This window comes from Spirosoma panaciterrae DSM 21099 (assembly GCF_000374025.1).
GTDB lineage: Bacteria > Bacteroidota > Bacteroidia > Cytophagales > Spirosomataceae > Spirosoma > Spirosoma panaciterrae.
This window is the reverse complement of sequence record NZ_KB893183.1, coordinates 92873-113748: the sequence shown is the minus strand read 5'-3', so window position 1 is coordinate 113748 and position 20876 is coordinate 92873. Positions and strand designations below refer to the sequence as shown.

Annotated in this window: 21 protein-coding genes; 14 read left to right on the top strand and 7 right to left on the bottom strand. The window is 44.0% G+C overall.

The annotated features are described in order from the left end of the window. Window positions 1-54 precede the first annotated feature (54 nt). The 7 genes from B153_RS0113960 to B153_RS36655 all read right to left on the bottom strand — a co-directional run bounded on the left by B153_RS0113960 (window position 55) and on the right by B153_RS36655 (window position 6741). Entirely contained in the window at window positions 55-1278 is a 1224-nt protein-coding gene (locus tag B153_RS0113960) for a DUF6371 domain-containing protein (protein ID WP_026262144.1), read from the bottom strand. Window positions 1279-1421: 143 nt separating this feature from the next. Beyond that, window positions 1422-1859, bottom strand: coding sequence for a hypothetical protein (locus B153_RS0113955; RefSeq protein WP_020597343.1), 438 nt, complete (start codon window positions 1857-1859; stop codon window positions 1422-1424). A 62-nt stretch (window positions 1860-1921) separates the two neighbouring features. Then, a complete protein-coding gene (locus tag B153_RS0113950) occupies window positions 1922-2413 on the bottom strand; it encodes a hypothetical protein (protein ID WP_020597342.1) in 492 nt (163 codons plus the stop codon). Between the two features lies 1 nt (window position 2414). Next, window positions 2415-3194, bottom strand: a complete 780-nt coding sequence (locus B153_RS36660; RefSeq protein ID WP_020597341.1) for a DUF6166 domain-containing protein — start codon at window positions 3192-3194, stop codon at window positions 2415-2417. Window positions 3195-3287: 93 nt separating this feature from the next. After that, window positions 3288-4235, bottom strand: a complete 948-nt coding sequence (locus tag B153_RS35160; protein WP_020597340.1) for an ArdC family protein — start codon at window positions 4233-4235, stop codon at window positions 3288-3290. Between the two features lie 201 nt (window positions 4236-4436). Beyond that, window positions 4437-4682, bottom strand: a complete 246-nt coding sequence (locus B153_RS0113935; protein WP_020597339.1) for a hypothetical protein — start codon at window positions 4680-4682, stop codon at window positions 4437-4439. A 19-nt stretch (window positions 4683-4701) separates the two neighbouring features. Then, a complete protein-coding gene (locus B153_RS36655) occupies window positions 4702-6741 on the bottom strand; it encodes a toprim domain-containing protein (RefSeq protein ID WP_020597338.1) in 2040 nt (679 codons plus the stop codon). A 193-nt stretch (window positions 6742-6934) separates the two neighbouring features. Here B153_RS36655 and B153_RS0113925 point away from each other — a divergent pair, with 193 nt between their 5' ends. The 14 genes from B153_RS0113925 (at window position 6935) to B153_RS0113855 (ending at window position 20722) form a co-directional block, all read left to right on the top strand. Further along, entirely contained in the window at window positions 6935-7582 is a 648-nt protein-coding gene (locus tag B153_RS0113925; RefSeq protein ID WP_020597337.1) for a hypothetical protein, read from the top strand. 376 nt (window positions 7583-7958) lie between these two features. Beyond that, complete coding sequence (locus B153_RS0113915) at window positions 7959-8315, top strand: hypothetical protein (protein ID WP_020597335.1); 357 nt, start codon at window positions 7959-7961, stop codon at window positions 8313-8315. 7 nt (window positions 8316-8322) lie between these two features. Then, a complete protein-coding gene (locus B153_RS0113910; protein ID WP_020597334.1) occupies window positions 8323-8667 on the top strand; it encodes a hypothetical protein in 345 nt (114 codons plus the stop codon). Next, window positions 8633-11071 (top strand): VirB4 family type IV secretion system protein, encoded by a 2439-nt coding sequence (locus tag B153_RS0113905; protein ID WP_020597333.1) that lies wholly within the window; start codon window positions 8633-8635, stop codon window positions 11069-11071. Before B153_RS0113910 ends, B153_RS0113905 begins: the two co-directional genes overlap by 35 nt. A 2-nt stretch (window positions 11072-11073) precedes the next feature. Continuing rightward, the gene (locus tag B153_RS0113900; RefSeq protein WP_157634686.1) at window positions 11074-12027 is read left to right on the top strand and encodes a TraJ family protein; all 954 of its coding nucleotides are present in this window, start codon (window positions 11074-11076) and stop codon (window positions 12025-12027) included. Window positions 12028-12037: 10 nt separating this feature from the next. Then, the gene (locus tag B153_RS0113895) at window positions 12038-12664 is read left to right on the top strand and encodes a hypothetical protein (RefSeq protein ID WP_020597331.1); all 627 of its coding nucleotides are present in this window, start codon (window positions 12038-12040) and stop codon (window positions 12662-12664) included. Next, window positions 12664-13449, top strand: coding sequence for a DUF4138 domain-containing protein (locus B153_RS0113890; RefSeq protein ID WP_020597330.1), 786 nt, complete (start codon window positions 12664-12666; stop codon window positions 13447-13449). Before B153_RS0113895 ends, B153_RS0113890 begins: the two co-directional genes overlap by 1 nt. Window positions 13450-13467: 18 nt before the next feature. Continuing rightward, window positions 13468-14637, top strand: coding sequence for a conjugative transposon protein TraM (gene traM, locus B153_RS0113885; RefSeq protein WP_020597329.1), 1170 nt, complete (start codon window positions 13468-13470; stop codon window positions 14635-14637). Window positions 14638-14648: 11 nt separating this feature from the next. Next, window positions 14649-15869, top strand: coding sequence for a hypothetical protein (locus B153_RS0113880; RefSeq protein ID WP_020597328.1), 1221 nt, complete (start codon window positions 14649-14651; stop codon window positions 15867-15869). Beyond that, on the top strand, window positions 15866-16228 hold the full coding sequence (locus tag B153_RS0113875; protein ID WP_020597327.1) for a hypothetical protein: 363 nt from the start codon (window positions 15866-15868) through the stop codon (window positions 16226-16228). The genes B153_RS0113880 and B153_RS0113875 overlap by 4 nt, the downstream gene beginning before the upstream one ends. Continuing rightward, entirely contained in the window at window positions 16207-16707 is a 501-nt protein-coding gene (locus B153_RS0113870; RefSeq protein ID WP_020597326.1) for a hypothetical protein, read from the top strand. The genes B153_RS0113875 and B153_RS0113870 overlap by 22 nt, the downstream gene beginning before the upstream one ends. A gap of 75 nt (window positions 16708-16782) precedes the next feature. Beyond that, window positions 16783-18669 carry a type IV secretory system conjugative DNA transfer family protein gene (locus B153_RS35150; RefSeq protein WP_157634685.1) on the top strand — a complete coding sequence of 629 codons (1887 nt, stop codon included), beginning with the start codon at window positions 16783-16785 and terminating at the stop codon, window positions 18667-18669. A 274-nt stretch (window positions 18670-18943) separates the two neighbouring features. Next, a complete protein-coding gene (locus tag B153_RS35145; protein ID WP_020597324.1) occupies window positions 18944-19540 on the top strand; it encodes an RNA polymerase sigma factor in 597 nt (198 codons plus the stop codon). 114 nt (window positions 19541-19654) lie between these two features. Continuing rightward, a complete protein-coding gene (locus B153_RS0113855; RefSeq protein WP_020597323.1) occupies window positions 19655-20722 on the top strand; it encodes a FecR family protein in 1068 nt (355 codons plus the stop codon). The last annotated feature ends 154 nt before the right edge of the window (window positions 20723-20876 follow it).

Below are 20876 nucleotides of genomic sequence, written 5' to 3'. Positions count from 1 at the left end.
TAAAGCTATTTCAGGACTAGACAACCCGACCACCGTTCAGAAAAAACTTCCGATTTACTCAATCCACTGGGAGGAGTAGTCTTGCCATTGTTCAAGTAAGAAATCAGCTAAGTCCGCTCCGGCAACTCGTTCATCATCCGTCGCATTATCTTCCAAATAAGTCGAAACGGTGATATCAAACCCCTGAGCCAATAGTTCACCCGCTACCCGATTCCAGCGATCAAATGCACTTCCATCTTTGGACAGGTCAGGGTATAAAACGATTCGCCGTCCACGCAGTGGAGCCAATCGTTCAGTATTCAAATACGATAAAGCTCCCACGGCCATCCAGATAAATCCCGGGAAATAAGGAGTACAGATGACAGCGGTTTTGGGTGCTTCAACAATTGCAATTGGTTGACTTATATCGGCGTTTAAAAGTTGCGGTAAACCAAATAGGCAGGGGGATTTTTGCACGTCATTTTCCTCATCTAGATAAGCCGTCAGCCAGGCTGGATAGGGCTTATTTAATTCATCACAACGACGTGCATACGATGAATGGACCCAGGTGGTTCGGCTACGTTTTTCGCCCGCTTTAATGACGTATTTGACCGTGTGAAATGTATCATCAAACAGTTTGATCTGCCCTCCACGTATTCGATGCCACTCATCGATATACCAAAACACACAGGCACCTGGCCAACGTCCAGATGTGCCAATATTAAAACGCTTTAACAGTTCATCGGCAACTATATTTCCAAAATGACGACTTAATAGTTGGGCAAACTGATTGCGTTCATAATGATCCAGTGACTGTTTAAATACATCCTCCGGAATAGTGCAAAGCTGACTGGCTTGAGCTGTCGAGATAGATTTTTTTGGTTCAATGGGTCGGTTAAAGGTCGAAGATTTTTCAAAAAGGAAATCCGCAACTCTTTCTGCTTGCTCGAGCCTGGCACCTTCCAGTTGCAAAAGATGAGCAATGATATCCTGTTTCAATACGCCAGCATGCTTCTGACGAGCTGCAAAGGTAAACCAAGATTTAGGGATTGGCCCAACCTGAGTCTGGGCCTTCATCTCCTCAAAATAGGACGTTCCAGACTCTCCTTTGTGGTATGGATTTAGATGATAACCACAATTGCTTTCCCTATCGCACCGGCCATACATTTCAGGTAAGGGTTCGCCGGTTTGCGTGTCTATATACCGACTTAACGTTTTGTGGTGTTTAGGACCGCAACTCGGACAATCGGATTTGATTGCTTTTTTGGGTAGCTGATAACGGAATATATTGGCAGGCATGGAAGTATATTACTAATAGCCTTAATTCATTTAAAATGATAGCCCCCGTATTCAAGACGCAAGTATTTCTTTTAAATTGTCGTACTTGGGCATGGCCAGAATGCCATATTAACGCAGTTGTTTAAAGCCCTTGAAAAATTGATTTACAAGTTTTTAATTGTCTCTACAATTTGTGTGATTTTTTCAACCTCCTCTTTACTCCACAAGCGAGGGTCTTTCTGCTTTCGATAAAAACTTGAAGGATCCGTGTCTAACTTTTTGCAGATGAACGTAATAGTCAAATCAGCCTCTTTTATATATTCGGCAATTACCTCGGAAAGTTGTTGAGCTAATGCCTGAGTCTTGTCATAAAGTTGAATCAGGGTATCGTCGTTAAGCAGCTTTGAGAAGGCAGCAATTTCGTTGGCGGGAATATTCTGCGGGTAATTCAATCGCTGGTAGTACATATTACCTGTTAAGCCTAGCTCCTCTTTTAAGGCCTTCAGCGATGAACTCGCTTTCACGCGACTCTTTAAAGTACTAGCTAGTTCAGTTAACGCACCTTTATAAACATTAAAGGCAGTTATTATTTTAGATTCCATGCTATTCGTTGTTTACCTGCGAAGCTTCTGACCAAGCCATATTATTCAATCGACAAGGTAATTTATGTTTCATCGGACAGTGGTTTACCACATTCTACATGAAACGCATAGTCTTCTTCGCTCAGATTTTGCCGCAGAAACTCGTCCATACCCAGGTCGTGTCGTTCCAGAACGTAACGACGGAACGGATAGCTATTTTTCGCTTTATCAAGACCACCCTCCTTTTCTATTCGTCGGAGTCCATCGTGAGGCAATCCTGCCAAGTATTCTTCAAAATAGACATCCAGCAATTCACGGGCCGATCGACTTTCCGTCTGTACTCGGTCTCCCTCAGATACACCGAGATGCTGTTCCAACCAATCCAATAAATCACCCTTTGGCTGATCACTTTCACTCTCCTTACCAAATACCGTGAGCTCTTTAACTTGATTATAATAGGCATAGGACGCATTCCCAATTCTAAACATTCGTGCCATATAGTCTCGCTGGTCCTCGGGCAAACTTGCTAGAGCTTCAGCTTGTTGCTGATTGTATTTTTCAATTGGGTGTCGCATGTTAAATCCTACCAAAATAAGGAGTGAATAAACCCCTTTGAAAATCACGTTTAAGTTTACCTACATTTTCAAAACTATACGCTAAATCAGTTGACTGATTAAATTCCAGAAATTTCCAGGTTTCAGGCTCCCAGCCCCCTAGATTACGACCATCTTCCGCAAGCAGACTAATTCCGTAAGTATCTTCAGGCCGGTCATAAACCTCATACACTAAGGCTCTTATACCTTCTTCACTTGGGTGAATGATGGTTACTAAATCACCCACCTGCCAAAATCGTAAAGACTGCACTTGCTCAACTCTAATCGGATGTAAAGCCAAATCAGGCCTTTTTTCATCAACTGAATCTTTCACCATTGGGAACATGATTTCCTCAATCTCTGCTTCCAACCATTGCTGATCATTCTGTTCCCTTTCTAGAGCAATTTGCAACCGATCCCGGTGATCGATGAGGAAATCCGTTATATCGATTTCTTTCTGAAAAGGCGCTCCAACGGGTTGCCAGCGGCTGACAAACGTTTCTTTAAAGGATTGGTAGAGCCCTTCTGCTACGTGCTGGTTCTTAAAAATCGCTAAACAAATCGCCAGCGCGCTCTGAGCAGGTCCGGAACCGCTGTACCCCCAACTAAAGCCATCGGGGCTGTGATTATATAGTTTCTGGCTTTTTTCTGGCAGAATTTCGACGCCATCCACAAACAACCTTTGGTTTCCTCCGATGGTACTGACACCATTGATTACAAAGGTCGTTTTCTCCAGATAAAAAACAGGTGCTTCCTTTTTCATGAGTTTCTAAACAATCCGGCGTAGCCGGACAATTTTACAGGTTTTTACGGATAAGCCCGCAATTCAGATGATTGCGGGCTCGTTTAATGCTGCTTATTCTTCCTCAGTAGGTTGCCAGTCAGTCAAGTTTGGGGCAATGAATTGAACGGCCTTCTGCGCTTCCTTAGCGGCCCAAAAGATAAATTTCTTATCCTCTTTCAGGGGGCGTAACCACCCCTTTAGGTAAGCCGCTGCATTATCTAACAGCTCCGGCGATGCAATCCCGGTAAAGGTGGATAGAAACGATGCGCCCAGCTCCGCCACTAATTCCTCTTTACTGTAGTTGGTCGATCCAAAGCGACAAAGCTGGGTAACTCCCTCCCGGTTTAATCGGCTTTGATGACCAGTTGCATGGGTCAGTTCATGAAATAATACTTTATAGTATTCAGCCGAACAAGTAAACTGCTCCAGGTCTGGCATATTCACGTAATCTGCAGAAGGTACGTAATAGGCAGCGTTTTTATTCGTATGGCGGATCAGTGGTGCCTTCGGCATAGAAGCGACCAAGTTTTCACAAACGGCAATGGTCCGATTCTTCTGCTGAGCCACTGTAAGCTGAGGAATCACAAAGTCTATTCCCTCTACATCACGGACATTAAAGACGTTATAGTATTTAATAAACGAGTTTTTCTTTGGTTCCTCCTTCCCATCGCGGGTCACGGTTTCGGTTTTACTGTCTACGACATTCCAATATACAACCGGCAAACTTTTAGCCCCTGCACGAATCTTACCGCCCTGCGCTTTGACCTGATTAAACGTACAGAAAAAAGGAACGTCATACGGGGTCAATGCCAGCAAGAATAAATTAATCCCCTGATAGGTAGTTTTGGTAAAATAGTTTTGTGGAGCGAGACCCGCTGTTGACCACGTTTTGTTCCAGGGATTAACACCTTCTTCAATTTTTTCAATAAACAGATTGGTGATTTTCTGGTAGATATCTACACTTTCTGACGAATTAGCAGTGGTTGAAACGGTCGATTTAGGGGTGAATTTCGTTTTCATAAGATTAAGTATTTAGCCGTTTAACTGATTGACTATGAAGTAAATTTACTCATTTATTTCATATTTTACAATGTAAATAAACTTATATTATGAAATATGTAAACATAATCCCCTTTTTTTCCCCGTCGTTCTTTTCTTGTTTTAACTGATTAATAAAAAACCCACGTTTCCGTGGGTCTACAATTTTTGGGTACAATTAGCTTATGGTTTAACTTGCTGATTTCTGGCTTGATAAAAATGGTTATACGTCAGCTCAAAGGCTTTATAAGGCGATATTTTCAAGAAACGGGCTAATTTGGAAATTTCCTCGATGGATACATTTTTGCAGCAGACCTGACGGTTTTTATACCAGGTTGTTGCTTTCATGTCCATTGATTCAGCAACTATTTTGTGCTTTAGCCCTTTGCGCCTTACATAATTTACTATGGTTTCATTGGTGGTTTTCATGGAGCTATGATGAATGAATTTACATTGACAGACCGCGTTTGGCTTCCTGCTCCTGGCTTATATCCTGCTTTGTATCCTTTAAATCGGCTCCATCCAAATTCCCTTTACCCGCTCCTGTGGCACTAGCGACTTCTTTATTCATAGCCGTTTGCAATTCTTTACCTGAGGTGCCCTCCCTGGTTAATTCATCCTGATCATACTGTGATTCTTTTCGCAGTTTTGTCTGACCATTAGTCGATACTTCAACTGTGTATTCTGTCCTAGCTACTGTATTGCCATCACCATCAACCACTTTAATATCACCAGTATTCGCTTTTGCTGAGGCTAGGGTTATTTGTTGAGTACGGTCTTGAATTTCTTGTTGTTTCTGCTGCTCTTCCACTCGCTTGCCAAATTCCGGCGTAGCAACCACTTTTTGACTCTCCTGATCATAATGGGCTAATTCTACTTTTTTGGCCCCCTCTGGTGTTTTGATTTCCATATAGGCTGACACCTGAGTTTGCGGCTTTTCCTGGGCTTTTTCAGCAACTGCGGCATAAGCTTCTACTTCTTTCTTATAGCGCCCGGCAATATTCTCCCGTCCATTAGGTTCCTGATAGGCTACAATGAATGGGGTAGCCCGCTTTAAATCTTCATTATAGTCCTTTTCAGTAGGCCGCTGGACTTGCATGTAATTGGTAAGACCACGTTCCTGAAGTAAGGCCTTTTCCACTCGAATTAGATTTTCACGGTTGGCAGTAAAAGCTATCTCCAGCTCGGAGGAACGTGTACCATTTTGAATGATTGTGGCTTTGGCTTCTTTCTCAGCACCCTCTGGAATCGTTTTATTAATGGCCGTTGTGAACCGTTCCGCCAGTTGGGTGAGTCGCTGCTGTCCTTCCTGCTGATTCTGATGAACAAGCGTGATCAGCAATCGGCCGTCTGTTCGTTCATGCACATTTAGCTGAGCATGGATGCTTTCGCTTTCCGGTGACATATTCAATCGACCGGCCAGGTTTATATTCTGTCTGATCCCCCCCGGATCATTATCATTCGCCAGAATCAGTTTGTCGGCTTGGCTTTCCTTCACCAGCTTTTCAATGAGCACCGGTTGCTCTCTGGAAATATTACCGGCGGTAGCGATATACAATCGTTTTTCATCTGCTGCGGGTGGATTTAGTTGGTGGTAAGACAGTGAATCTATTGGGCTTTCATGAATGACTACTGTGTTAACCGGTCTTTTGTCATAATCTGTCCTGGATGACCACACTGCGTTTTCTTTCGACTGCTCAATACGGTTATATTCACTGTTTCGATTGATGGCCGCAATAACATGCTCTTCATTCCGTAAGGGGAACGATGTATTCACGATTACTCGGTCAGTAGCACCTTCCGGTGCTTTATAACCATACGTATTCCGCAACGATTCTAAATAGTTGTCGGGCAACTGGCCGGTGTCTTTTACGTGGCCCTGGATCGTTTTAAGCTGGTCAAAAAATGGTTTTGAATAGTATTTCTCCAGGCCAATTTCTTGAATGGCTTTTTTCTCAGCCTCTGGTATTGGTGTCAACTTACTTAGCTGATTGACGCCCCGCTCCAAAAACTCTTTGTAACTAAATTCCTTGTTAAAAATCCGGTCCTTAAACTCCTCAGCATAAATAGTGGCTTTACTTATCCCTCGACTTTCCAGATAGTCCGTCTCCGTGATCGTCTGGAACTTGAAGTTATGCTGAAAAGCCTGGTTATGCGAATGCGTATTCACTACTTGAGGTACTATGCGTTGCTGATCGACATCTCCCACATAGCGGGCTAATTTGTCATTTATTTCCTTCCAATCCGTTCCGTTTTTAATCCGCTCAAAGCTAATAACGTCTCCTTTCTCCCGGTCGTGGTTGGGTGTATAAAAGTAATCATGATCTTTTCCTTTATACACAACAATCGTATCCTGCGTCTCGCCGAGAACCTTTTTATCCAGGACCGTTGCCGAGTTCGTTGATTTATCACGGTCAATCTCCCATCCCTGACGCTGGGCATATTCGCTCAGGTCTATTCGCTTCTTATACTCATCAAAGGTCGTCATACAGCTTACTTAGGATTAATGTAGGAACATTTAATAATGCTACTTATTTCTACCATTTTTAAAGTAAAAAAATATTTTTATTATGGTATAAAAAAGTAGCATGCAATTCTAAGGAAGTTTTTGGTATACTTGCTAAAGAATGGGCTAAATATGTCATAATTTTCAGTTTAATTGTATTAATATAATATTTAATATGACTATAAAGAATAAAATAGGAGTTTATTGGCCTGTTGCTATCGCAACTATACCAGTCATTTTCTATTTTTATTTTGGTATAAATTTCTTCCACAATCTTTATAGTTTTTCAATTGGAGATTCTTACGACGGGTTTGGTGTTTTTTGGGCTATACTCTGGTTCACAGGCATCGCCTGGGCTCTTCTTAAAGGAAATCAGACAAGCTATTTACAGGCAACCAGCCAGCGTGGTAGCCTATACCAAATTACCGGCTTGCGTGAAAAGCAGTTACTGCACGTTTCCGCGCTGGCCTACAATGAAGGCAGTAAACGAGTGATTAACCGCTTTCAACCCGATAAAAATAACGAACATGACCCAAGCGCGAAAACCCAGGCTTTATCAAAGCAGGAACCTGTAGCCACGTCAATCACCGGCAAGTTCCAAAACGGCGGGGTAAAAAAAGAAGAACCGCAGTCCAATTCACACGCCCACGACGCTGGATATACTGGAGTCAATCAACCCGCAAAGTCCATTGAATCAGGCCCGCTGGCAACCATCAATACGGCCCTAAAAGGGGTAAGTCAGTTTGACGAAGAGAAAGCAAAAAAACTAAGGGCCAACCTAAAAAACTTTGGCCCCAAGCGTAAGGAGACAACGCAATCCTAACTCTAAACCATAGCTAAACGCATGATGCTCCGTTTATTTATCCTGAATGCTAAAAGGCTAACAAGCTGCCCCCTACCCAATCGATTCCTATGGCAAAGCACCTATATAGATGTGCTAGAATCAATGGGTGATGCTTTGATCGACAGCGTATGTACAGTGCTGTTTACCGCCCTTTTCCTTTCAGTTTCCGGCCACTTACTCAGCTATATCTCATCGAAAAATTCAAGGGCTTTTATCACTCGTCTAGGGATAACAAAAATGCCAGTTCGGCCCTAACCATTGATGCAGATCCTTACTATCAATCACTGAATATCAGCCAAATAAAAATTTCATTCGATTTCTTAATCAATTAATTCACCTGTAAACACAACACGTTATGTTACTCTCAGAACAAAGAAGTACGCAGCAAGTAACGCGATCGGTAGCCTTTTTTATCATTGCCTTTGGGCTGATTATCCTGGGTCCCGAGGCTTACGCACAGTCAGGAGTATCGGGTTCGGTAAAAAACATTGCCAAGATTATCCAAACGGCAGCCAATGCACTTTTTATCATACTCATGGTAGTCGGCCTGATTCGAACCGTAGCGGGTTTTATTTCCAACTCCCCCAATGCGGCCCGAAACTTACTAATGCTTGTCGTAGGAGCAATTCTCTGGTACGGCTTTAACACCATTGTAGAAGATATCACCTCATCGGTTGGGGGCAGTTCAGCAGGTGGTTTTGAGCCTAGATAAGCTAGCGATGGAAGTACGGAAATCACTGGAACAAAAGACGCTGATTCTTGGCATTGAAATCCGCGATTTAGGCGTCACACTGGCCTTATTTTTTGGGATCATGATCTTTATTGGCATCCTCCGCATGTTTATTCCCATATCGGTCTGGTATAACATTGCGGGCATTGTAGCTATGGGCATATACATAGGAATTGTCCGCTATGGGCTAAAAAACAAGCACCCTTCATACATCGTCAGTTTGCTCTCCTATCACTTCTTTCAGCCCAGACGGATTTGGATGAAAAAGTTAAGTTTCCTTGATAAACGCAACCAACCCCATGTTCAGCGTCGACAACAACACAAAAACAGTTGATGAGATTATACCCATCTTTTCGGTAGAATCGAACCAACTTATTTTAAAAGATGGCCGGGTGGCAGTTGGATTTTCAGTCAATGGTATTGAGGCCGAAAAGCTGTCCGCTAAGCAGTACGATTATTTGAATACCCTTCTTTTCGGCGCATTGAAAGTACTACCAGAAGGAACTATTGTTCAAAAGCTTGACGCCTATTATTTCAAGGAGTATCAGGTTTCAACCCGTGACAAAACCTACTTTCAGCGCCGAACCATCGAGCATTTTTCCGAACGACAACTATTACTCCATGATGGCTATCTGCTGATCAGCATAGGACCCGAACTCGAACGGGATCGCAATGCAGCCAATACCTTATTTGCCCTAGGTCGGAGTTTAACGAAAAATCCGTTTGACCGAATTGAGGACCGACAAGCTGCAATTGAGCAGGTAGCGGCCGATTTTACGACCACGCTGGCTTCGTTTGATGGTATTTCGTTCAATCGCCTGGATGATGAAGGTTTACAAAACCTCTATCTGCAATATTATAACCTGGAGTTTGACAAGGATTATCAGCCAACCGATGCGTTAAGAACGTTCTCCCCTTCTTCAACCCATGCGGCCATTGGTGAAAAGCGGGTGAATGTGATCACGATGTCTGGTCAGGGTAGTCCGCTGGAGCCCTTCGCGCGCAATGCCAGAAACATAATGTCGCCCTGGTTGTATCCACTGACCAATTACCTCTACTTCCCGCATGTACTAAGCGTGTCGATAAAGATCATGAATAAAGAAAAGATCTTATCCGACATGGACACAACGGCAAAGGTCATTCAGAACCTCGACTTTATGATGACGCAGGATAATCGAATCAAGCGGGAAGAAATCCTTGACTTTACTGAAGAAGTCCGTAGTGAAAATAAAAACATTGTTTCGACTTCCGTTAGCGTCATTCTCTATGGGGGAAACACCTCAGAGCTGGAACGTCATATCCAGCGTACCGTGGCTGCTTTCCGGGAAATGGGTTCATCGGACTGTTTTATTGAAAGCATGGATACGGCTAATCTATTCATTGCCAACGCACCCGGCAACTCCGACCAAAACTACCGGTGGCTGACGATGACGGGCGATAATGGGGCCGCCTATCTAAATTTTTTGACCAAATACACTTCGGATGTGAAAGGTGATTTACTGTGTGATCGCTTTGGGGTTCCAGTTTTAGTCAATCTGTTTAATACCGAATTAGAGAATCAAAATGCCCTGGTAATCGGGCCGACGGGGAGTGGTAAATCCTTTACGATGGCCTGGTTTATCCTGCAACGATTTGACCGGGGCGAACCACAAATCATCATTGATGTGGGCGGCACCTACCTCAGTGCATCTATTGCGCTCGGCGGCAAATATTTTGAGTACGACCCCGAGCGACCGCTAAAATTCAACCCCTTTTTAGTGGAGCGAAATCCAGATGGAACGTTCGTTCTGAATGGCGATAAAAATAATTTTCTAACGAATTTATTAACTGTTATTTGGAAAGGGCAGAACGGCACCGTTCGGCAGTCAGAACGGTCTGTCCTAAACGAGTTGCTTTTACTCTATTACGTACACTACAACAAGCAGTCCTTAGCTACAGATTCAGCGATTACGGTACCTTCTTTAGCTGGCTTTTATGAATACATAATAGACTATATGGATTCAAGCAGTGCGGATCGGGAGTATCAGAAGCAGGCCGGATCTTTTCATTTTGACGAGTTCTTATTGTGCCTAAAACCCTTCGCCATCGGGCACTATAAGGAGGTCTTAAACTCGGATGAGTACGAGGATTTAGCGGAACAGAAGCTGATTATTTTCGACATGAAAAAAATCAAAACGAACCCTATTCTTTACCCCGTTGTGGGCATGCTCATTACCGAATTAGCTGCCGATCAGCTAGCACGCTATCCCAAAATCAATAAATGGATCTATATGGACGAAGCTTGGTCAATGCTTTCGGACACCATGACCGACTTTATTGAATTGATGTACCGCACGATTCGGAAGAACAACGGCAGTATGACCATTATTACCCAGGGTATTAATGAAATCATCACCTCTCCGATCGGTAAGGCCATCAAAGTAAATGCATCGACCAAATACATTCTACGCCACACCGATACGGAAGAAATTGATGTGCTTTCCAAAGAGCTGGCCTTCACCCAGCACGAAAAAGATAAAGTGCTCTCGCTACAACTTGACAAGCACTACCGGGAAATCTTTTTAAAGCAAGGTGAATACGGTAAGGTATTCCGCTTAGAAGCTCCATTTGCCGTCCAGGCCGTTTCCACCTCAAAGCCCCAGGAACGAGAAACATTGCGACAGCTCACAGCTGAATACGGGGACATTTACGCGGCTATCCAACAATTTGTCGAACTTAAAAAAACGGGAAAACTATGAACATGGCCGGATTAATTCTGCTTCAGGCTTCCTACAACATAGGCGAAATTTTCTTTCGCGCGGCTCAGAAAATTATTGACGGGATGGCTACGAAATGCCTTACGTTCATTCCACTCATGCTCTTTCTACACGTGGTGATTTCGCTGGCCAAAATGTATTTTGGCGATATGCGGTTTGATCCATCAGCTATCATCAAAGTGATAGCCATATGGATTTGCCTGGCCGCTTACTCCCCTTTAGTTTACGCCATTTATGACGCTACCCTGTGGTTCACAAGCTTAACAGGAATTGATAGCAGTACAGATATTTTAAAGTCTTTAAACACACTCTCAGAGACGGGTTATTTAAAGAAACATACGTCTGAATTTTCCTTTCCGAACGTCAAAGTGCCCTTCGACGATGCCACGTCGTTTTTTACCTGGTTGATTCTGGCCGTTGAAAATGGCTTAGCGATGATAGTCCGGCTGTTTGTTGAGCGGATAAAAAGTATGCTCTTGGCCTTTACCTTAGCCTGTGGGCCGGTTGCCTTTACCATAGCCACTATTCCAGGCTTTGGTGGAACCATTGGCCACTGGCTGCGCATCTTTATCTCTACATCACTTTGGGGTTTAACCCTGTCCATTCTGGATGCCATCATGGCCGGTTTTATTCAGGAATTCGATATTCCAACAGGAACAACGCTCTCCGAAGCCTCAGCCGTCCTTGACGTCTTAGTCATTAATGGAGCTGTTATTCTCATGTACTTAAGTGTCCCCCTGTTAACCTCCTTCTTTATTGGCAGTGCGGCATCAGCGTCATTTCTACGTGCAGCACAGGGTGCTGCGGGTTCAGCGGCCATGATGGCGGGTGGAGCGGCCAACAAAGCTCTGAATGATTATCGTCAGGATCGTGACAAACGAAAACAGCAGCAGCGTGAACGCCAAAAAATGCTAGAAAGCAGTGATCAAACAGCCTAAACGAGCAATCATGGTAACAGAAACGAATAAACTCGGTGTGGCCGTCAATTTTAGTAAGGCATTTACGGCTCTGAAATGGATTACAATCGTTACAGTCTTACTTTTATTTATTTCCAATGCCTTTTGGGGATGGACCTATTCGACTAGTTTAAAGGAAGCTCGCCAAACAGTATACGTCGTTTCAGATAAAGGTACGACGGCTGCGGTTGAATCGCCCACCGCTACTCCTTCGGTGTATGAAGCCCGAAATCACATAAAAAACTTTATGCGCCTGATGTTCAGCCATGATGCGGAAACCTTTAAAGACCGCATCGATCTGGCCTTTAAGCTAATTAACCGGCAGGATGGATTAGCCATTTATCAGACGTTTCGGGAAGGCAAAGTCCTGGAGAATTATAACCGTTATTCGATTCGAACGGAACTGCAAATTGATAGCGTCACAGTCAATGTGTCCTCCCAACCGTATACGGGTATTGTCTACACGCAGCAGAAGGTACTTTATCCCGACGAAGTTCAATACGTCCCGATCGCAGCCAAGTTCAATCTGATTCAGACGTACCGCTCCGAGGATAATCCATTCGGATTACAGATTAAAGAGTTCAATTTCATTGAATACAACCCAAAACGAGAACCCTGATGAATATCCTATGGACACTGGCGTTTTGGTCCATCCTGCTTCCGGCCACAGCGCAGCATTTAGACACGATCACTGTCTCTGTCGAAGGAACGAGCTACGTCATTTTTGACGAGCCAATTAGCTTGGTAAACCTGGGAACGAAAGCCTACGTGGGTAAGGTGGAAAACGAACGTATGCTTTTTTTAAAAGCGTTAGCGCCCAATGCGACACCGACTACCTTATTAATTCAAGCGGGGTCCAGGCTGTTTACCGGTTACATTCGATACGAGCGAAACCCATTAAAAAGCTTTTATGATTACCGGGTATTGGATGAGGGAAATACCAGGTCTAATCAGCTTTCATCAACGGTAGCTCCGGCGAGTTCGAAGCTTACCCGGATGAAGGTAATCAAGCCAAATACCCATATTCGGGAAGAGAAGGACGGGATTGATCTGGAATGTGTACAGCTTTTTAACGATGCCGAACGCACCTATTTAAAGATTGCTTTTCACAATACGACCACAGTTGCCTACGTACTGGACATCGTTTCGTTCACCTACAAGGAAAAATTACCCCGTCGACTGCGCAACAAGGTCGCTCCACAATTTGAGGAAATGAAACCGGATGATCGGCTAGAACCCGCCCGAATTGAAGCGGGGCGGACGGAAGCGTTTTATTATTCCCTTCCGCTCTACTCCACCACGGAAGATGGCTATCTGGAAATCATCTTCCGGGAAAAAGTAGGTGCCAGGGTCGTCACTCTGGAAGTACCTGCTCAAAAAATCATGAAAGCCCCCTTGTTGTAACTCCAACCTGTTTCCAATATGACACTCCAAGCCAAACTATTAGGCATTCTGGGGATTCGAAAACGACCCGAGATGAAACCGAATCCTCCAACGGCAGATAGCTCGTTAGGGGATTATCCAGACCAACGGGTTCAAAAGGCCCGCGCAATAGCGGCAAAAAACAAGATGACCTTGCTTATCCTGTTGGCACTCGTTTTAATCGCCGGTGCTTTGTTCGGTTTACGAACGGTCAGTTTGGGGCTAAGAGGACTGCGAGTAACTCCAGATGACCCAAATCTGTATAAAACCGTAAAAACCAGTACAGGAAAATCGAGTATGGTTAGTTCCGTTGAGGCTGAAATCAATAACAACAACCTGAATGGGCAATCAGCAAATCCTGATGTAAACTATATAGCCCGTAAATGGAATTACAAACCGGTCGGTCAACTCCCGTCGAAAAAACTCCTTGATACAGCTCAACTAAAGACAACTCTGCCCATCCCTGTTCAGGCAATCAAAAAAGATTCATCAGTAGCCACTCCTTCTAAAGTAAGAATAGCTGCTCGAAAACATTATCCTAAGCGCCAACAGTCAAGGGATGTTGCCCTGAATGACGATCCGTTTAATACAGTTCATGTCACCTCGGCAGAATCAGTTACTGCTTCTGAATCGCGTCCTTCAGCTACACCATCGGTGGTCAGCTCCAGCAAAGAGGTTGACGGAGTACGCTATATTCCTGCGGCTGTTTACGGCAAGCAAATGATACGAACGGGCGGAAAAGTTCGCTTTCGTACCACGGAAGCTGTAACCTTTCAAAGTGTATATATACCCCGTAATACCATTTTAACGGCGGTGGCTTACTTAGGCTCCGGGCGAATTCAATTTCAGGTACCGGCCCGTATGATAGCGGGTCAGAAGTTACCCGTTGATTTGATGTGTGTTGATACCGATTATCAGACAGGTATTACCTACAATTATGATTATGTCAATGACAATATGCGTCAGGTCGGCGGCTCAACTGTTAACGATGCCGTCAGTAGCGCTTCGACGTATATACCCTATAGTTCGGCGTTGGGTGTAGTAGGTTCGCTTGGGTCTTCAGCAGCTCGTGGAATTGCCAACGCCGTTACATCTGGCAGCCGCCAACGCTCAATACAACAGGTAGAAATTCAGGATGGCTACCAGGTTTTTTTCAAATCAACTAAATAGAAATCAAGATCATGAAACGGAAAATCATTTTAGCAGGTGTACTTTCTTTCTGCATGTTGATCACCAGATCCGTCAACGCGCAAATCGCCATCGACGTGACAGCCATTCAACGATTAATTGAACTTAAGAATCTGGTTGATAAGGCAAAAAAACAACTTGGTGAATTACAAAAAGGGAATACCATTAACAATGGTACCCGACAGAATACCAGTGCCTTGCTTGAAACAGAGATTGAAATTGAAAACCTGTTACGGACAGCAGACGATTTTCTCAACATTGCTGCCCGATTCAATAAATTTTCGGACGTTGGCAAACTGGATACCTTCGGTGGGTATTCAAAGGTTCCTTACAATGAATACATCCAGCCGCTTTTATGGGATCAGGCCTATATTTTCAGTATTGTTCAAAGTAATCAGGACTTGAAGGAAACAGATGGCATGAAATTGTACGATTACATCCAAACGGGTAGAACCGCCGAAAGTCAGGCTGAGGTCGCGGATTTGGGGGAATATTTTGAAGTAAAGCGGAATACGCTGAATCGGACCTATGGCCTACAGACCGTTATGCAGAAACGCAAGATCCAGCAGGCGCTCGTCTATTATAAAATGGCCGAGGAGATCGAGAAAAAAGCTTTCGCTATGAATCTGGCCGTAAAAGGTGACATCAAAGGTACGCCCCTGATGGTCGCCAATAAAGGCCTTTTTAGCACCGGCTCCTTAGCGAATGGCGATGTCTTCAATGATCCTTTTTCATTTGACAATACCTGGAATGATGGTGCGATGCAGAATATGCTACAACTTCAATCAGGAGGGACAGGAACGGGGGGGCTTCTACAGGCGATTGGCGATTTGTTTAAAGGACCTGACCAAAAAATGATGGAACTCCAGGTCCAGAATATGATTGCCCGTGCGCAGGCTGATGCTCTTAAAACGGCGATGGCTTCCTTTCAAGGAAGTTCAGGCGTGAATTATGGAGCTTTTTCGCAAGATCCATCGACCGGCGCTGCGGCCTTTGGTACATCTTCGGCCGCAACCAGTCTTCGCATGACGACCGGTGAACGGATCGCCAATCAAAAAGGGGCCATCGATCTTTACGTAAAAGCGGCTGAGCTACGTCAGAAGGGCGACGAATTAATGTTTGAAGCGGTTCAGCGGACTGCTGAACAAAAATATGTCGATGGGGCGCGAGAACGAAGTTTCCAACGGTATGCCTTAGCAGCCATTAAGTTATGAAACCCTGTCTGTCTATTCTGCTCATCAGTTTAATGAGTATGGGGTGCTCGTCTAATCCGAATACACCTGAGCATATTTGTGAAGTTTACCTGAGCTGCATTAATGCGCAAAAATGGGAGCTGGCGTCCAGGTATGTATTCGATGCGACGCCTTCACTTCTGCAACTGTCACCCCTGCTGACCAAAAATTATCAGTACAGGAAGTTCAACTTTTACCGGGCTGACTACGGAAAAGATTCGAGTCGGGTACGAGTTAAGGGTGTGCTCATCTATGCCGATGAGACGTATTTAGATTCTGTTTTTTTGTTAGAAAAAGACTCAACCCAAACACCAAATGCATGGAAAATAAAATCACTCTAAAGAGCAGGTTACCCCTCATTACGTTTATAGCCTTGGCATTACTGGGGTTTTCGGTCATGGTGGCTGAACTCATCGTACATGTTTCAGCTAAGAAACATAAAGCCATGTTGCCTACCTTAAGCCCAACCTCAATGGAGCCAAAGCAGGTGTTACTGACGGTTTACCAGGAGGCTAATAAATACTTTCTTGGCGATAAAACGGTATTGAATCAGGCTGTCTTTAAATACTGTTCTAAACCGCTTATCCATGAATTCAGTAAAACGCCGGGTATTATGGAACAGACGTTTGCCAGGGAAACGCGCATTGGAAGATTAAAAAAGGTCGAGGTGATATCGCAGCACAATCAAGGTGTCGATTCAGCGATGGTCAGTGCAAGAGCATTCTATAGCGATGGCTTTTCCAAGACATTTAACCAGCTCTTCGTCAAAGAGAATGGTCAGTGGAAATTAGGACTATCCTATGGGCGTGATATTAACTAATTCGGTAGGAATCTATTTATGTACAGCGCCATTCAGCTGATCTTATTACAGACTAGTTTACATTTCCCTCTGGTTATGCATATTAATCAACTTAAAATTGGCGTCTGGAGCCTGACACTTTTACTACTGGCTTTGCTTGGCCTGGAGGGGATGGTTCAATATAACCCGCTCCTATTTACTCCTTTCGTCTTACTTCAGGTTTTTAAAACGGGTTTCGTTCTTCGGATAGGGTTTATCATCCTGTACGCCTGCTGCTTTTTACTGCCTGAAACCTCTTTACAGGCCGAACTAGAGCGTAAAAAGCAAAAGAGTTTTTTCAGTGTGGGCCGGATTGTCTTACTGCTTTTAGGAGGTTGTTTTCTACTGGGTTGTCTGCTGCTGTTTAACTATGAATTCTTTTCTTACAGCTATTACGTGGAACTGGTGGGGCTCCTTCTGGTGATTCCCTCAACCCCATTTTTAACTCATTTCCTAAAAGGTGATCAAACGAAGTATAAAATACCAACAGATAAAAAGCAGATCGACAACCCAGATTCGTTCAGTTTTCGGGGGGCCAATGGAACATGGGTAAACATTCCGAATCCGGCGCGGGGCGTGGGAATTATTGGTTCCAACGGTTCAGGTAAAACGGCCTCGGTCGCTCACCAGATTATCGCTCAGGCTGCCTATAAGAATTACACGGGGGTGTTATTTGATTTTAAGTTTCCTTCCCTGACTGAGTATGCTTATAATCACTATAGCCGTTCTGAATGCCAGGTCGATCTAGCCATCGTCAATTTTGTCGACCTTTCCAGAAGCCACCGAATTAATCCACTCCTACCCGAACTGTTATACTTCCAGGCGTACGCCTATGAATTTGCGGCTGCATTCTATTGCACCCTCAACCGAAAAGCCATTCGGGAAAAAGACTTTTGGGATACATCTGCCATCTCCATCTTAGCGGGTGTCATCTGGTATATGAAGATTCATTATCCGAATTACTGCACACTACCGCACGTACTCAATATGATCTTGGGTCATGATGTATATCAGTTGATCGGTCTATTAGAAACCAACTATGAGACCAAAACGATTGTGGCTAGCGTCAGTACAGCCATTCGAACTAAAGCAGAACCTCAGTTAGCGGGTCAATATGGTACCTTACAAAATGCGCTGGGGCGAATGAATACCAAGGAAATTGCCTGGGTACTGTCGGGCGATGATTTTGACATCAACTTGAATGATCCCCAATACCCCAAGCTGCTTTGCATCGGTACCAAACAGGATATTATTGAAGCTCTTTCACCGGTTGTTTCCTTACTCATTACGGCTTCGCTAAAACAGCTAAATAATCCGGATAAATTACATAGTATGGTTCTGCTGGATGAGGGGCCTCAGTGCTACATACCGAATTTATCCGATCTACCCGCAACGGCGAGAAGCAATAAAGTAGCTACTATTTATATGGCACAGGATATAAGTCAAATGATTAAAGCATACGGGAAGGAAGAAGCTTATGCGATTATATCCAACTTAAACACCCAGTTATTTGGTAAGAATCCCAATATCGAAACGGGCGAGTATGTGAGTAAGCTGTTTGGGAAAGAGGAAATGCTTCAACGGAATGAAAGCCAGAACCGAAGTAATCCCAACGGTATAGATTCAAAGTCTGGCTCCCACAGCCAAGGCGTAAGTTTTTCTCTTCAGGACAAAGCATTGTTTAAACCTCATGAAGTTAACCGAATGGAAACCGGCGAATTTGTGGGCATTACAGCCGAAGCGGTTGAGCCCGTTTTTCATACTCGGTTAAAGCTGCCTACTTATACCTTTGCCGAAGGGACGAACCGTAAGCTACCCGTTTTTTATACGGACGTCGATGCTGATTTAAATTTTGAACGCATACGGGTTGAGTGCGAAGCCATTGTAAAAGGACTAATTCAGCCAGAGAACGAACATAATTTGATAGGCGGTAATTTGCGCTAGTCTATTACTTAACTTTAACTGGGATTCTTATCGCACCGGGGCGTAAATTATCGATTCCAAACTAGATTTACAGTTTACAACTACTGGTTCTGCGTCTCAATTAGGAGCGTTTTCGTAAGACGATCACTTTCAAATGACTGTCACCTTTAGTTAGTAGCATACGGGGCCTCTTCCTAGTATTCGAGGGGACCTCAATAGAAAGATTAGAGTATTAATTTTTCTTTGTCTAAGATATTGATAGCTTTGCTAAGAGGTCAACTAGTTTGCTGGTTCTGTGGCTGATCAGGATAAAGTTTTATGGGCTAATTTTAGACAAGGGGATGATAAAGCCTTTGAGGAGCTTTTACATGCCAACTATAAATCGTTACTTGAATACGGAATTCGATTTATTAAAGATCGGGAAGCAACCCAGGATTTTGTCCACGATCTGTTTGTTAACCTCTGGGAGCGTCGGGTCTTTTTAAATCCTGATATCGACAATATTAAACTCTATCTGTTCGCTACGCTTCGAAATCAGATTTTTAAATCCTGGCACAAAAATACCCATCTCGATGGTTTGCCCGACGATTGGCAGGGCCAGGAACCCGAGAGCGATAACCTGATTGAAACCAAACTTATCGAACAGGAGAACACGCTGGAAAATGAGTTTCGCCTACAGCAAGTGGTTAGCCGTTTATCCAAACGGCAACAGGAAATGCTTCACCTGAAATATTTTGAAGGCCTGTCTCATGAACAAATTGCCGAGTTAATGAATATTTCTCAACCAGCAGTGCGCAATCTGTTATCCCAATCTCTAAAATCGTTTCGAGAACAATGGCGAATTCTGCTGTTAGTGTTGTATGTATTTATTGCTAATTGGCTAGCGAATTAACCTTCTGATAATCAATGAAAGAGGTAATAATTTAATTTTTTTTGGTTTTTTTCATTACGTTCTGCCCTTTTCTGGATCATCCTAATAGATATGTACTCTAAATGGTGATCTGTCATGAAATCATATAAGGATTATAAGCTTGAGGATTTTCTGACAGATGACGATTTTCAGCAATGGATCAAGTCTGGAGCGCCAGCCAGTGTATCACAATGGCGGGAGCTTCTTGACAAGTATCCCGACAAAAAGCCAGATCTGGAAGAAGCCCGAACCTGGATACTGTTCTTTCAGCAGCAAGCATATTTTACCGAAGCGGACGTAGAGCAGGGGATTCAACGGGTCTTGGCCAGTAAATCACCCCAGCAGAATTGGAGGACTACCTGGCTAAGCAGCCGCTGGAACAGATGGCAAATTGCGGCCGCACTACTTCTTTTGATTGGTATCGGATGGGTTGTCAACCAAACGCTGGAAACAGACAATCCCTATACCTATGCGGCTTTAACCGCTCAGTCGCCCATCGCCCTGAATGAGATTATCAATACACAGGCAACCGACCAACGGATCAATTTACCCGATGGGAGCCGAATTGTGCTGACCCCAACCAGCCGGGTCAGCTATTCTACCCAGATGAACAAATCGCCTTCGCGAGAGGTGTTTTTAAAGGGGGAAGCCTTTTTTGAGGTGACAAAAAATCCGTCTCATCCGTTTTTAGTCTACGCGAACGGGCTAGTCACCCGGGTTATTGGCACCCAGTTCAGCGTAAAAACAAGTCCTGAAAATGGCTCGGTCGTTGTCCGTTCCGGTCGAGTTGCTGTTTACTCGATGAAGAATCAGCAGTCGGCTAAACAGGTTGTCTTGACGCCAAATCAGCAGGTAACGTTCCAGGCTAAAAAAAATCAGCTAACGCCAGCCATTTCCCCCGAACCAGGCATTATTGGATCAGATAATCAGGCCATTAGCTTTCAATATCATGATACGCCCGTGGCTAAGGTATTTGCGCAATTGGAACAAACGTATGGAATTACCATACGCTATGATTCGACTACGTTAAAAAACTGCCTGCTGAACGTTTCGCTGGATGGCAAACCGTTTTTCACCAAACTTGATGTTGTCTGCCTGACGATTGGCGCCACGTACAAGATTCAGGGAACTCAGATTCTGGTTTCCGGACAAGGATGTGACTAATTAGTTAATTTTTCAATGTAACCTTAACCGCTATTGACTGGATGCGAAAAAACTGTTCTTCCTAAAAAAAGTCGCCAGGCTACCGATCACAAAGGGTTCCAAGCAATTGTGATCCAACCTGGCGACTTGTAAGTAACTCCCTGCTATGGTCTGA